12 protein-coding genes are annotated in these 13,306 nt (G+C 63.4%); 5 read left to right on the top strand and 7 right to left on the bottom strand.

The genetic code is table 11. The features are described from left to right. Positions 1-16: 16 nt before the first annotated feature. Positions 17-817, bottom strand: a complete 801-nt coding sequence (locus tag LB519_RS06280; RefSeq protein WP_224619078.1) for a helix-turn-helix domain-containing protein — start codon at positions 815-817, stop codon at positions 17-19. 113 nt (positions 818-930) lie between these two features. Here LB519_RS06280 and LB519_RS06275 point away from each other — a divergent pair, with 113 nt between their 5' ends. Beyond that, entirely contained in the window at positions 931-1,791 is an 861-nt protein-coding gene (locus LB519_RS06275; RefSeq protein WP_224619077.1) for an SMP-30/gluconolactonase/LRE family protein, read from the top strand. 699 nt (positions 1,792-2,490) lie between these two features. Here LB519_RS06275 and LB519_RS06270 read toward each other — a convergent pair. The 4 genes from LB519_RS06270 to LB519_RS06255 form a co-directional block, all read right to left on the bottom strand. Then, the gene (locus LB519_RS06270; protein WP_224619075.1) at positions 2,491-4,140 is read right to left on the bottom strand and encodes a SulP family inorganic anion transporter; all 1,650 of its coding nucleotides are present in this window, start codon (positions 4,138-4,140) and stop codon (positions 2,491-2,493) included. A gap of 165 nt (positions 4,141-4,305) precedes the next feature. Further along, positions 4,306-4,584: a helix-turn-helix domain-containing protein gene (locus tag LB519_RS06265; RefSeq protein WP_013528670.1), complete on the bottom strand. Its 279-nt coding sequence runs from the start codon at positions 4,582-4,584 to the stop codon at positions 4,306-4,308. A 269-nt stretch (positions 4,585-4,853) separates the two neighbouring features. Continuing rightward, positions 4,854-5,567, bottom strand: coding sequence for a phosphatase PAP2 family protein (locus tag LB519_RS06260; protein ID WP_224619074.1), 714 nt, complete (start codon positions 5,565-5,567; stop codon positions 4,854-4,856). Positions 5,568-5,581: 14 nt separating this feature from the next. Then, entirely contained in the window at positions 5,582-5,923 is a 342-nt protein-coding gene (locus LB519_RS06255; protein ID WP_013528672.1) for a hypothetical protein, read from the bottom strand. 169 nt (positions 5,924-6,092) lie between these two features. Between LB519_RS06255 and LB519_RS06250 the strand changes: the two genes are divergently transcribed. Both LB519_RS06250 and LB519_RS06245 read left to right on the top strand, forming a co-directional pair. Beyond that, positions 6,093-7,487: a sensor histidine kinase gene (locus LB519_RS06250; protein WP_224619073.1), complete on the top strand. Its 1,395-nt coding sequence runs from the start codon at positions 6,093-6,095 to the stop codon at positions 7,485-7,487. Continuing rightward, complete coding sequence (locus LB519_RS06245) at positions 7,484-8,143, top strand: response regulator (protein ID WP_224619072.1); 660 nt, start codon at positions 7,484-7,486, stop codon at positions 8,141-8,143. The genes LB519_RS06250 and LB519_RS06245 overlap by 4 nt, the downstream gene beginning before the upstream one ends. Positions 8,144-8,450: 307 nt before the next feature. On the opposite strand, the gene LB519_RS06240 is transcribed toward LB519_RS06245, so the two are convergent. After that, the gene (locus tag LB519_RS06240; protein ID WP_224619070.1) at positions 8,451-8,942 is read right to left on the bottom strand and encodes a hypothetical protein; all 492 of its coding nucleotides are present in this window, start codon (positions 8,940-8,942) and stop codon (positions 8,451-8,453) included. A 562-nt stretch (positions 8,943-9,504) separates the two neighbouring features. Here LB519_RS06240 and LB519_RS06235 point away from each other — a divergent pair. After that, positions 9,505-11,508, top strand: a complete 2,004-nt coding sequence (locus LB519_RS06235) for a PhoX family protein (RefSeq protein ID WP_224619067.1) — start codon at positions 9,505-9,507, stop codon at positions 11,506-11,508. A gap of 145 nt (positions 11,509-11,653) precedes the next feature. Beyond that, positions 11,654-11,878: a hypothetical protein gene (locus LB519_RS06230; RefSeq protein ID WP_024502214.1), complete on the top strand. Its 225-nt coding sequence runs from the start codon at positions 11,654-11,656 to the stop codon at positions 11,876-11,878. Here LB519_RS06230 and LB519_RS06225 read toward each other — a convergent pair. Next, a complete protein-coding gene (locus LB519_RS06225; protein ID WP_224619066.1) occupies positions 11,870-13,060 on the bottom strand; it encodes a flavin-containing monooxygenase in 1,191 nt (396 codons plus the stop codon). The two genes, LB519_RS06230 and LB519_RS06225, sit on opposite strands and share 9 nt — an antisense overlap. Between the last annotated feature and the right edge of the window lie 246 nt (positions 13,061-13,306).

The following is a 13,306-nucleotide window of genomic DNA, read 5'->3' as shown; positions in this document are numbered from 1 at the left end:
TTGACGCGGTGCCTGGTCAGGCCGGCAGCGGCGGCCGTCCTTTCGCCGCGGCGGGCGTATCAGGCCTCGCCCCGGCATCTCGCGCGTGCGGCCCGATCGGCATGATTGCCGGAAATGGCGTCGCGCCAAAGGCAAACGTCCATTTGTAGCCGATCAGGCCATCCTCCGGCGTCGTGTGCTGGTCGTGATGGGCGAGCAGCTTGGCGCGGTCGGCGAGATCCTCCGCCTCGCGCCGCACCATTTCAGCCGTCTCCGGCCGCATCCGCCTGGAGAAGCTGACGAAGGTCGCTTCCTTGTCGATATGGGTGATGGCCCAGCCGATGAAATTCTTGTTGGTCATCTCGAACAGCGGCCTGAGCGGCCCTTCGAAGTTCCACTGGATCGGCGTCTCGACCAGCAGTCTCGCCGAAAGACCCCGTCCGAGGGCGATGAGGCCGAGTTCCTCGAGATCGCGCAGATAGAGGAACATCGAAGCCTCGCTCAGGCCTTGCGAGCGCATGATGCCTTCGGGCGTGAACTTTTCTGACAGCATGACGAAGATGAACAGCAGCGCCGGCCGGCCGGCGAGCTTGCGCTCGATCTCCGGCGCGATGTGGTTGACCGGCCCAGGCCCCCGGTTCATCGAGCCGAGCACGTTTTCCAGTTCGACACCGGCCGCAGCGCAAATCTCCATCAGCCGGTCGAGCTTGCAATTGCGCTCATGGAAGATACGCTTCACCGTCGGTTCGGAAACGCCCATGCGTTCGGCCAGCGCGCGATAGGTGACGCCCTTCGCCTTCAACGTCCGCTTCAGCGCCTGGAAGATCAGACCGTTCATTGGATGCACCTCTTGTCGCTAGTTTCGTATCGATATTCGATACTAGCGGCGTCAGGCCTTTCCGAAAAGTATCGAAAGCCATAGCTCTGCCTCGTCATCTCAGGAGAGCAGTCATGAACACCCTCATCACCTCAACCTTTATCGCCGTCATCGGCATTGCCGCGGTGCCCGCCGCGGAGGCCGGCGAACTCTGGCGCGCCACCGGGCTCGAACAGCCGGAATCGGCCCTGTTCGACGCCGCTGACAATCGCATCATCGTTTCCAACATATCAGGCAATCCCGGCGAGGCCGACGGCAACGGTTATCTCTCCGTGCTGTCGCTGGACGGCAAGACGGTCACCCAGCACTGGACCGACGGCATGGACGCACCCAAGGGTATGGCGATCTCGGGCGGCAAGCTCTATGTCGCCGACATCACGAAAGTCCGCGTCGTCGACCTCGCCAGCGGCAAGCTGGTCGCCAGCATCTCGGTGCCGAACGCGGTCTTCCTCAACGACATGACATCGGACCAATCCGGCAAGGTCTATGTCACCGACATGCTGGCCGACGCCATCTACCGCATCGATGGCGACCGGCCGGAGCTGTTCGTCAAGGACGGGGGATTGGCTTCGCCCAACGGCGTCTTTGCCGGTGGCGGCCGATTGATCGTCGCCTCCTGGGGCAAGGGCATCAAGCCCGACTTCAGCACGACGGAGCTTGGCGGCCTGCTGTCGGTCGACATCGCCAGCAAGGTGGTTTCGCCCTTGCCGGGTGCCCAGAAATTCGCCGATCTCGACGGCGTCTTAGCCATCGGCGACACCATCTACGCCACCGCCTACATGACCGGCACGCTCTACCGCTATCATGCGGGCGGCGCGCCGGAGGTGGTGGCGCAGTTCAAGCCGGGCAGCGCCGACATCGGCACCGATGGCAAGTCGATCCTTTATGTGCCGTTGATGAACGAAGGCGAGGTTGTGGCGCTGAAGCTCGATTGAGAGCCATGATCGGCGCCTCAGGGCAGAGCTGCGAGACGTTCGCAGCCGTGAGGGGAAAGTTCGTTCGTCGGCGATGATCACCAACTCGAACTCGCAGTGCGGCTAACTAACGACGTCTGGCCCGTTGCGGTCGTCTGTCATGCGACGACCCAAAGGATGTTCTTCACCGAAACTAAACCTCGACGTGACCACCGGTTTGGGTCGACCAATGTTTCAGCATCACGTCAGATAGGGTGTCGCGTGCTGCTACCATTCGCTGATGCCAGTCGTTCTCCTTGTCGAGGACGATTGCACATTCACCCGCCTTTTTCCCTAGCAGGACCGAGTTGCTAAGCCGCGAAAAATACCATGTAGTAGCCGCAGCGTAGAAGATCGTGTGAGGCGAGTGCACTGAGGCTAGTTCGAAAATGGCGGGTGCGAACACCTCTTCTTGACCGAGCTTTCCGGACAAGATCGTCAATGCAGCGGCTATATAGGACAGGTGTGAAGATTGCGAGAGTATCTCGTATTCTTTCCGCGCCATTTCGTCATCGCATCAATTTTGAAGGCGCGGGCGATGGTATCGGACAAACCGCGAGGAGCGGCGCAAAGCGGTGTTCACGTCGCGCCGTGCGTGAGTCAGCTCAACGTCAAGAAGTTGGCATTCAACAGGTGGACACCTTGTCCTGACAATGGCCACCGGCCGGCAAATCCCGGCCCCTACCCCGCCTCGATCTTCCCTTTCAGCTGCGCCCGCGCATCCTTGATCGAGGCGGCGTAGGTCACCAGCGGGCGCTTGACGCCGTGGGTGATCAGCATGCGTCGAATCTGCGGCGCGGCACCCGATATGATGAAGCGGACACCGGCGCGTTTCGCCTTGTGGGCGGCGCCTTCGATGACGTTGGCCGCCGTCGAATCGAAGAACGGTACGGCCGAGCAGTCGAGGATGAAGTTCCTGCGCTGGTCGGCTATGCGGTCGAGCACGGTGCCGACGGTCGATGCGGCGCCGAAGAAGAAGGCGCCCGAAATGCGATAGACGACGGTGTCGGCGTCGGTCGCCTCGCTGGCATCGTAGGCCTTGGTGCTGTCGGCGACATCCTCCTGCACCAGCGGCTGATCGGCCTCGACCGCAATCGACTTGGCCATGCGGTCGATGAACAGGATCGACCCCAGCACGAAGCCGACGACGATGCCTTCGGTGAGATCGCGGAAGATGACGAGCAGAAAGGTCGCCATCAGCACCAGCGCATCGCCGCGCGAGGCACGCAGCAAGGTGGCGAAGGCCTGTTTCTCGAACATATTCCAGCACACGACCGCCAGCACGCCGGCCAGGGCGGCGAGCGGGATATAGCTGGCGAGCGGCGCCGCCACCAGCATCAAGGCGAGCAGGATGGCGGCGTGGACGATGCCCGAAACCGGTCCGTGGGCGCCGGCCCGCACATTGGTCGCCGTGCGGGCGATGGTGCCGGTGGCGCAGATGCCGCCGAACAGGGCGGATGCGATGTTGGCGAAGCCTTGCGCCACCAGTTCGCAGTTGGAACGATGCCGGCGGCCCGTCATCCCGTCGGCGACCACCGCCGAAAGCAGCGATTCGATGGCGCCCAGCAAGGCGAAGGCAATCGCATCCGGCAGCACGTCAATCATCCGGTCCAGGCTGATCGGCGGCAAAGCGGGCATTTGCAGGCTGCGCGGTATACCGCCAAAGCGGGTGCCGATCGTCTCCGCCGGCAGCGCGAGAAGCGCCACGACCAGCGATGCCAGCCCAATGGCGATGAGCATTGCGGGCCATGTCGGCCGCCAGCGCTTCAGGCCGGCGATGGTGGCGATGGTCAACACCGCCACCAAGGTCGCCGCCGGGTTGATGGTGCCGGCCGCCTCACCGACCGCGATCAGCTTCGGCACCAGCGGTCCGGGCTCCTTGCCGGCAAGCTTCAGCCCGAACAGTTCGACGATCTGTCCGGAAAAGATGATGACGGCGATGCCGGCGGTGAAGCCGACCGTCACCGGATAGGGAATGAACTTGATGTAGGTGCCGAGACGGAGATAGCCGATGGCGAGCAGGAAGCCCCCTGCCATCATCGTTGCCAGCAGCAGCCCGTCAATACCGACCCGGGCAACCGTCGCGGCCACCAGCACGATGAAGGCGCCGGCCGGGCCGCCGATCTGGAAGCGGCTGCCGCCGAGCGCCGAAATGATGAAGCCGCCGACAATCGAGGTGTAGAGGCCGCGCTCGGGCGTGACTCCCGAGGCGATCGCGATGGCCATCGACAAGGGCAGCGCGACAATGGCCACCGTCAGCCCGGCAATGGCGTCCGCCTTGAAGTCGGCGAACGTGTAGCCCTCGCGCCAGACCGTCACGAGCTTTGGCATGAACAATTCGGAAAATGTCGGCTTTGCCGACTGGTGGGCCGACCTTTGGGCCGATTTGTGGGCCGGTTCATGCCCTGCCCGCTGCGTCTGATCCATGGACTGCCTTTCGCACCCTGAAAGGCGGCGGGATCGTCGGCAGGGCTGTCGGCGGTCGCCGTCGCGACTTTATGCCGGCTCAGCCTTGGGATCCGGCGGCACGGCAGGCTTGAGGCGCACGCCCCGGCCGCCGCGCTCGCTGGCCTGATTCTCGCCGATCAGCTCCACCCCGGCCTCGTCGAGGGCCTGGATGACCTTCATCAGCGTGTCGACCACGCCCCTGACCACGCCATCGCTCGCCTCCATGCGCTGGATAGTCGGAAGCGAAACGCCGGCGCGCTCAGCGAGCGTCTTCTGATCGATGCCGGCCAGCGCCCTTGCGGCGCGCATCTGCGCGGCAGTGATCATCGGCCGGAATCCCCGTCTGAGTCTGCAGGAGTAAGGTATAATATCATCATTCTGATGTTTCAAGCATTAGGATGAATGTTTGAGACGTAAGTAGCGGCGCCTGACTGGCCATTTTTTAGATACTTTCCCGGGATTGCGCGCTAAGGTCTTCCATCTGGGCAGGGAGTAACGCGGTTGAATATCTTCAAGACTTTCATGACATCGGCAGCCTTGCTGTCGGCGGTTTTCCTGTTGGCCGGCTGCGGGCACGGGCTGATCAACCGGCTGATCTAGTCTCCAGTCTCGCCGTCCGAGTGCTGCCCACGCCATCGCTGCCACGTCCGGGCAGCGAGCCAGCACAGCATCGCCCAGACGAAGCCGGCGCACCAGCCGGCCAGCACATCCGACGGCCAGTGGACGCCGAGATAGACGCGGCTGATGCCGACCAGCAGCGTCGTCAGCACCGCCAGCGACAGCACATAGATCTTCGTCGTTCGACCGGGCAGGAAGCGTGCCGCCAGCGCGCCGAGCGTCAGATAGGTCACCGCCGACAGCATGGCGTGGCCGCTGGGAAAAGACAGCGTCGTTTCGTTGACGAGATGCGAGACGAGTTCGGGGCGCGGCCGGTCGATTCCGGCTTTCAGCAGGCTCGACAGCACCTGACCGCCGGCCACCGCCACGAAGATGAAAAGGGCGGTCGCCGGCCTGCGGATAAGCAGGAGATAGACGATTACCGCCGTCACGATCAGCACCAGCACGCTGCCGCTGCCAAGGCTTGTGATGTCGCGCATAGCCCCTTGCAGCCACAGCGGGCCGATCGGGCTGTCAGGCCGCCCCGCCTGGCGGAAGGCGAGCAGGATTTCGGTGTCGAAGGCGTGCGGCGTGGTGGCGCGCGCCATCTCCATCAGCTCCTCGAATCCCCAAAGGCCGGCCGCGATGACCAGGCCGGCCAGCAGCACCGGGAATTCGACCCGGTTGAGCAAAGCGTTCGCGGCATTCTTCATCGGCAATCCGCCCGTTACAGCCGGCCTTGCAGATAGGGTCCGAGCGTGATCAGCGCCACTGCGGCGATCGCCAGCATGATGCCGGTCGCCTGCAGCGCGTTGACGCGCTCGCCGAAGAAGACCAGTGCCACGACGTTCACCGAGACCAGCTGGATGACGGCAGACAGGCTGAACGACACCGACATGCCGAATTCGCGGATCAGCCGCAGCATGATCAGATTGCCCAGCGAATAGAGCGCCAGCGTCAGCGCGATCTTGCCGAGGCTCGGCGCCAGGCCCCATTGCTTGGCGGCTGTCGCCGCCAGCAGGAAAATGACCGTTGAAAAGCCGAGCTGCAGCAGTCCCGAAAAACTCAACGTTCCGTCCCCTCTCGAAGCGGCTCCCGCCGCATGTATCGCGGACGTTGTTTCCGAAGCGCGCCGGGACGTCAAGCGCTCGACCAAACGAAGCTCTTGGCAATGGCAAGACGGAGGCTCAATGTACCGACATCGTCCAGCCAGTCGATTGAAGGGCGGTCAGGGGTTCATGATTCGTATTCTGCAGAACTTGACGCGACGCTGGAGCGAACTCTCTCTTGCCTTGCAATTCGTCGTTGCCGGCGGTTTTGGCCTGCTGGCCGTCATGCTGGTGGTGGGCGCCTGGGTGACGGCGCAGATCAGAGAGGGCGTCATCCGCAATTCGGCCGCCACGACGGCGCTCTATGTCGACAGCGTGATTGCGCCGCTGCTTCCCGACTTGCGCAAGGAGCAGGAGCTCAGCGATTCCGTCAAGCAGGCGCTGGACGAGACGCTTGGCCAGGGCGCGCTCGGCAAGCGCCTCGAATCGTTCATGCTCTGGCGCCGCGACGGGACGGTCCTCTATGCCAAGGAGACGGCCCTGATCGGCCGCCGCTTCGCTCAGAGCGACAATCTGCGTTCCGCTTTTGAAGGCAATGTCGTCGCTGAATTCAATACTTTCGATGAGGATGAGAGCGAGGAGAAGGCGACCGGCTTGCCATTGCTGGAGATCTACAATCCCGTGCGCGAGCCCTGGTCGGGCGAGGTGGTGGCGGTTACCGAGTTCTATGAGATCGCCGACGATTTCCAGGCCACCCTGGCTTCCGCTCTGTGGTCGAGCTGGCTGATCGTGGCCGGCGCGACCCTGGCGGCATTCCTGCTCCTGTCGGGCATCGTCCTGCGCGGCAGCCGCACCATCGACGACCAGCGTGGGGCGCTGCGCCGCCAGGTGTCGGAACTGCAGGGTCTGGTGGCGCAAAACAGTGCCTTGCGACTGCGCGTGCAACAGGCCTCGCGCCGCGCCACCGCGCTCAACGAAAGATATCTGCGCCGCATCGGCGCCGACCTTCATGACGGCCCGGCCCAACTCGTGGCCCTGGCGGCGCTGCGCATGGACAGCCCGATATTTTCCAGCGATGGCCATTCGGGCGCAAGCCGCTCGACCGAGGTCACGATGATTCGCAAGACGCTGGAGGATGCGATGCGCGAAATACGCGGCATCTGCACCGGCCTTGTCCTGCCGCAGATCGAGACGGCTGCCGCAACCGACATTCTGCGGCTGGCCGTCAAGGAACACGAACAGAGGACGGGAACGTCGGTGACGCTGACGCTGGCCGGACAGTTGCCTGAACCCGGCGCCTCCGAGAAGATCAGCATCTATCGTTTCGTCCAGGAAGGGCTGAACAATGCCTATCACCACGGGCTAGGCAAGGATCAGGCGGTGAGTGCCGGGATGAAAGGTGGCAGGCTTTTTGTCGAAGTGTCGGACCGCGGGCCGGGTTTCGATCCGACGGCACGGGTCGAGGGCCTCGGGCTCGCCGGCCTCAGGGAACGGGTCGAAAGCATTGGCGGACAGTTCGAAACCTTGACCGGGCCGCAAGGTACGCGTTTGGTGATCCGTCTGTCGGTCGAGGAGCAAGCATGACTGGGACCATTCGCATCGCCATTGTCGACGATCATCCCCTCTTTCGCGAAGGTGTGACGCGCAGCCTGTCGGAGATCGGAGGCTTCGAGATGGTTGGCGAGGGCGCCACGGCGCAGGATGCCGAACGCCTCGCCGCGACGATGCGGCCCGACATCTTGCTGCTCGACATCTCGATGCCGGGCGGCGGGCTGAGCGCGGTCGCAAGCATCCTCGCCAACTATCCCGCCCAGAAGATCGTCATGCTGACCGTCTCGGAGGCCAATGCCGATGTGACCAAGGCGCTGAACGCAGGGGTGAATGGCTATGTCCTCAAAGGCGTCGGGTCGCGCGGCCTCGCCGACATCCTGCGCAATGTCGCAGCCGGCGAAAGCTATCTCTCGCCGACACTATCGGCCCGGCTGCTTTCGGATCTCCAGTCCCAGCAGCCGACCGACGGCTTGGCGGAACGGCTGCGGCAGCTCACCGATCGGCAAACGGAAATCCTGCGGCTGGTGGCGGAGGGGCTGAGCAACAAGGAAGTCGCCTTGCGGCTTGAGTTGCAGGAGAAGACCGTCAAACATCACATGACCGGAGTGCTGTCGAAGCTCAATGTGCGAAATCGCACCGAAGCGGCCTTGATGATGCGTGAGTGGCGCGACCGCGACAGGCCCTCCTAAAGCATTTCACCGTTTCACGGAAACGGCGAGCTGCTCTAACTCTTTGTTTTGACGCAATTCCCAAGGGAAAAGCGCTACGCGCATTTCCCGGGAAAACCGCTTCACACTTTTTCTAGAATTGCTCTGGGCAGGTCCGAAGAAATGCGCAGCGGTTTCCCGTCCCGGATTGCGCAAAAGCGCGTCGCGCCTCGGGACCGCAGCCATTGCGGTGCCGAAAACCGGGACGACGCCGGCCGGAAACGAGGTCACCTCCGCCGGGGGGCGGCGGAGGTGACGTGCAAAGCTGACCGTTGCCTGTTGGCCAGCTTCACAAGGCCTTGAGACGATTGGCATCGGCCGGCGTGGCCTGGCGGTCGATGATCGTGCGACCGAGAGCGTCCTTCATGCTGAAACGACCGTTCTCGAGCTTTTCCGTTATGCCGTCGGGATGCCTGACTGTGATCTTGTTGCCGGTCACGTCGACCTTGTCACCGGTCTTTGCATTGACATGGCTCCCGCTCTTACCCTGACTGGATCCTGATTTGCCGTTATTGCCGCTGTTGCCGTTATTCCCATTGCCGTTGCCGCTGTTCCCGCTATTGCTTCCGCCGGAATTGCCGCCGTTGCCGCCCCCACTGTTGCCTCCGCCACCGCCACCGCCACCGCCACTGTTACCGCCACCCTTGGCGTATGCGCTGACGGTGTGGATGCCGGAAACGGAGCCGTCCAGGACAATTTGATAGGGCGCAATCGTCAACACCAGCGCCGCTGCCGATTTGAGCGCCAGCCGGCAACAACGGGTCGTGACCGATCTGTGCATTCTGATCTCCGACGACTGAGCCCGGCGCGCCCCACCCCAACGTTGCAGTGCAACCAACATTGCCGAAAGACGCGGCGCCCGGAAGCGACCTCCGACCGTTGCGGTTGTCAACCAGGACCATTGCAAGCGCAAGGTTGGACTAAAGTCCCAAGTATATGCTACATTAGCTTCGCATGAACGGCGCCGTGACCGCCATCGCTAAACGGGAGACTGGCTTTCCCGATGCCTGACGACGGCAGACGCCGAACATCAAGTCACCTCCGCCGGGGGCGGCGGAGGTGACTTGTCGAGCGTGCAGTTGCCCGTTGATCTGTTTTTGCAAACGACTGATGTCGTCCGCCGTCGCAGGATGCGCGGCCAAGATGCCGCCTAAGGTCTCCTTTCCTCTCGAACCGGCGATTCTGGAGCAGTTCACGGTCTGCGGGAATGCTTAACCAGCGCTGCGCGCAATGCCTGTCGCGTCTGAAAGGTCTCCCGATGTCACGAAAATGTGATCCGGCGATTATAAGGGGGTCAAACAGGTACCCACGCTCCAGCCAATCCAACAGCCAGAGGCAAAGCCATGACTGACCTTCGCTCCCCCGACACCCGATTCCGCACCAGCCTGCTCGAGGAAAACGACGGCCCGGCCATCAACGCTTCCGACAACCGCACCATGGGCGAGATCATCGCCGCGCGGTTCTCGCGCCGCGGCTTCCTCAAGGGTTCGCTGGCTGTCTCGGCCATCGCCGCCACCGTCAGCCCGCTGGCGCTGATCAGCGCCGACGAGGCCCGGGCCGCTGAAGGCTCGGCCTTCACGTTCGACGAACTCGAGGCCGGCATCGACGACAAGCACCATGTCGCGCCGGGTTACGACGCTGATGTCTTGCTGCGCTGGGGCGATCCGCTGTTTGCCGATTCGCCCGACTTCGACCCGACGAAACAGTCGGCCGAGGCCCAGGCGAAACAGTTCGGCTACAACAACGATTATGTCGGCTACATCCCGGTCGACGGCTCGGCCGAACATGGCCTGCTGGTGGTCAACCACGAATACACCAATCCGCATCTGATGTTCCCCGGCATCGTGAAGATCGTCGAGAAGGACGGCAAGAAGTCGGCCGAAGTCGCACCGCTCTCGAAGGAGCAGGTCGATGTCGAGATGGCAGCTCACGGCGGCACCATCGTCGAGATCCGCAAGGCATCAGGCAAATGGCAGGTGGTGCGCGACGGCAAGCTCAATCGCCGCATCACCTCCAACACCGAAATGGCGCTGTCCGGTCCGGTTGCCGGCCATGACCGCGTCAAGACCAATGCCGATCCGTCCGGCACCAAGGTGTTCGGCACGTTCAACAATTGCGCCGGCGGCGTCACGCCCTGGGGCACCTATGTGATGGCCGAGGAGAACATCCATGGCTATTTCTCCGGCGAGTTGCCGGAAGGCCACAAGGAAGCCGCGAACTACAAGCGTCTCGGCATTCCCGAAGGCGCCTATGAATGGGCGGCGCATTACGAGCGTTTCGACCTCGCCAAGGAGCCCAATGAGGCCAACCGCTTCGGCTGGATCGTCGAGGTCGATGTCAACGACCCGACCTCGACGCCGAGGAAGCGCACCGCCATGGGCCGCTTCAAGCATGAGGGCGCCGAATCGATTGTCGCCAGGGACGGCCGCGTCGTCTTCTATCTCGGTGACGACGAGCGCTTCGACTATGTCTACAAGTTCGTGACCAAGGCCGCGTTCGATCCGAACGATCATGCCGCCAACAGGGACCTGCTCGATGATGGCACGCTGCATGTCGCCAGGTTCGCCGAAGATGGCACGGTCGAATGGCTGCCGATCGTCTTCGGCCAGGGACCGCTGACGGCTGAAAACGGTTTCACTGGCCAGGCCGACGTGCTGATCGAGACGCGCCGCGCCGCCGACCTGCTCGGTGCCACCAAGATGGACCGCCCCGAAGACATCCAGCCCAATGCCGTCAACGGCAAGGTCTATGTCATGCTGACCAACAATTCGAAGCGCAAGGCCGATCAGGTAGACGCCGCCAACCCGCGCGCCGAAAACGCCTTTGGCCACATCATCGAGATCGCCGAGGACGGCGGTGATTTCACCGCCGCCAAGGGCAAGTGGGAAGTGCTGCTGAAATGCGGTGATCCGGCGGTTGCCGATGTCGGCGCCACCTTCTCAACGGCAACGACGGCCAATGGCTGGTTCGGCATGCCCGACAATTGCGCGGTCGATTCGGCCGGGCGTCTCTGGGTCGCGACCGACGGCCAGGGCCCGAAAGCCACCGGCCGCACGGATGGTCTGTGGGCGGTGGACACGGAGGGGGCGGCGCGGGCAACCTCGAAACTGTTCTTCCGCGTGCCGATCGGCGCCGAAATGTGCGGTCCGCTGTTTGCGCCCGACGACCAGACCGCCTTCGTCGCCGTCCAGCATCCGGGCGATGGCGGCGAGGACTGGGAAGCGTTCGGCCGCCCGTCCTACTATGAGGATCTGTCGACGCGCTGGCCCGACTTCAAGCCCGACATGCCGGTGCGGCCGTCGGTGGTCGCCATCACCAGACAGGGCGGCGGCAAGATCGCGGTCTGATTGCCTTCCAGCATGGGGCGCAGCAGCGGAGCAGATTTGCACCGCTGCCGCCCTTTGAAGTCGCGGCATGGGGTGAAGTCGGTCAAGCCTCGGGAAAGATTGGCAATTTAAACATGGCGCCCTAGGTCTTTATCAGGAGATCGCCATGTCGAAGTCCGTCTATGACCGTGGCTTGCTCAAGCCAGCCGATATCGCCAAGCTGCAGCGCGTGTTCGACGAGGCCTGCCGGCGGCGCGAGGCACATCCCGATTCCGCCGACGCGCGGGAAATCGCGCTTAACCTGCTCGCCCTGCACAATGCCGGCATGGAGGAAGAGGACATGCTGATGGAGGCCGTCGGTTTCCGGCGGCTGGAACCCAAATCAGCGTGATGCGCCGGGTTGGTGCGAGGCCGACCCTGCAATCCGTTTGGCGATCGCCTTGGCCAGGATGCCGGCATTGGCGAAGCAGCCGCGAATGCTCGGCCGCATGCCGGTGAACCACAGACCGGGCAATTTCGGATCGGCTTGCCCGCCGTTGAAGAGCGGAACGCCCTTGGCGTCGAGCACGCCGAGCTTGCCGACCATCGGCTCCAGCCCGGTGCGGTAGCCTGTCGCGGCAATGACGATGTCAGGATAGATCAGGCTGCCATCGGCCAGGATCACGCCGTCGAGGGTGAATTCCCTTATGCCGGGCACGACGGTGATCTTGCCGGCCTTTATGGCGCTGACGGCGCCGTCGTCGGCGGCGATCGCGGTGTAATCCGAGGTCAGGCGGCTGGCGCCGCCCGCAGGCGCGCGCGGCAGGCCGAATTTGGTCAGATCGCCGAAAGCCAGGCGCTGCGTCGTCGACATCACCGCGTCGGCGACCCGCAACGGCAAGCGAGCCATGAACGGCGAAAGCCGGTGCACGGCGATCTTGCCGATGCGCTTGGGCAGCAGGGCGGGACCGCTGCGGGCCGACAGCCAGATGGCGGCCGTGTCTATGCCGGCCAGATGATTGAGCGCATCGAAACCCGAATTGCCAGCGCCGACGACCAGCACTTTCTGGCCCGCATAGGCCTGTGCGTCACCGAAATCCGCCGAATGGATGATGCGCCCGACGAAATCCTTCATGCCTTTCCATTCGGGAATGAACGGCTGCCTGTCGCGGCCGGTGGCGACGACGACATTGCGGGCCAGCCGCAGGCCAGCGCTGGTCCGTACCGCCCAGTGATCGCCCTTGAAGGCAATCTCTTCGACAGCGACGCCAAACTGCACCGGCAGCCGGTTTTCCTCCCTGAAATCATTCATGTGGCGGATGACGACCGTCCGGTGCGGAAAGGCGGGGGTGCCGGGGGGATAGGGGAGACCAGGCAGCGAAGAAAGATCGCGGTGGGTGTTGAGATGCAATTGCTGGTGCCGCCGGTGCCATGGCTCAGCCAACCGGCTTTCCTTTTCCAGGATCGCCGTCGGCACGCCGGCGTTCATCAAGGCGTGCGCGACGGCCAGCCCGGCAGCACCGGCGCCGACGACGATTGCCGGCTCGACCTTGGCCGGCAGATCCACAACCGATCTGATTGTCGTATCAGTCATTCACTCGAATCCCGTTCGACGCTAGGCTGGCAGGACGCTGTAACCGTTTGATCCCGCGCAGGATCCCTGCAGCAAACCGCGGCCGAAATTTCGAGCGATGCGAATTAGCTCCGTACGCCGGGCCGCGGTTGCGCTCTATATGGCATATGCGCGATATCAACGGTAATCAGGTCGCGGCAATGTGATTGATTCGAGGCTCGGGGTGGCTGGCGGGTCTCGGTTATCCCCACGCGCATGCCCGAAATC

It is taken from the genome of Mesorhizobium sp. AD1-1, from assembly GCF_020164655.1.
Lineage (GTDB): Bacteria > Pseudomonadota > Alphaproteobacteria > Rhizobiales > Rhizobiaceae > Mesorhizobium > Mesorhizobium ciceri.
This window is presented reverse-complemented; position numbering and strand designations above follow the sequence as displayed.

Excerpts from the sequence above, each read along its gene's own strand:
- LB519_RS06260 (WP_224619074.1), bottom strand. The coding sequence starts at position 5,567 with ATGAAGAATGCCGCGAACGCTTTGCTCAACCGGGTCGAATTCCCGGTG.
- LB519_RS06250 (WP_224619073.1), top strand. The coding sequence starts at position 6,093 with ATGATTCGTATTCTGCAGAACTTGACGCGACGCTGGAGCGAACTCTCT.
- LB519_RS06270 (WP_224619075.1), bottom strand. The coding sequence starts at position 4,140 with ATGCCAAAGCTCGTGACGGTCTGGCGCGAGGGCTACACGTTCGCCGAC.
- LB519_RS06275 (WP_224619077.1), top strand. The coding sequence starts at position 931 with ATGAACACCCTCATCACCTCAACCTTTATCGCCGTCATCGGCATTGCC.
- LB519_RS06235 (WP_224619067.1), top strand. The coding sequence starts at position 9,505 with ATGACTGACCTTCGCTCCCCCGACACCCGATTCCGCACCAGCCTGCTC.
- LB519_RS06280 (WP_224619078.1), bottom strand. The coding sequence starts at position 817 with ATGAACGGTCTGATCTTCCAGGCGCTGAAGCGGACGTTGAAGGCGAAG.
- LB519_RS06230 (WP_024502214.1), top strand. The coding sequence starts at position 11,654 with ATGTCGAAGTCCGTCTATGACCGTGGCTTGCTCAAGCCAGCCGATATC.
- LB519_RS06240 (WP_224619070.1), bottom strand. The coding sequence starts at position 8,942 with ATGCACAGATCGGTCACGACCCGTTGTTGCCGGCTGGCGCTCAAATCG.
- LB519_RS06225 (WP_224619066.1), bottom strand. The coding sequence starts at position 13,060 with ATGACTGATACGACAATCAGATCGGTTGTGGATCTGCCGGCCAAGGTC.
- LB519_RS06245 (WP_224619072.1), top strand. The coding sequence starts at position 7,484 with ATGACTGGGACCATTCGCATCGCCATTGTCGACGATCATCCCCTCTTT.
- LB519_RS06265 (WP_013528670.1), bottom strand. The coding sequence starts at position 4,584 with ATGATCACTGCCGCGCAGATGCGCGCCGCAAGGGCGCTGGCCGGCATC.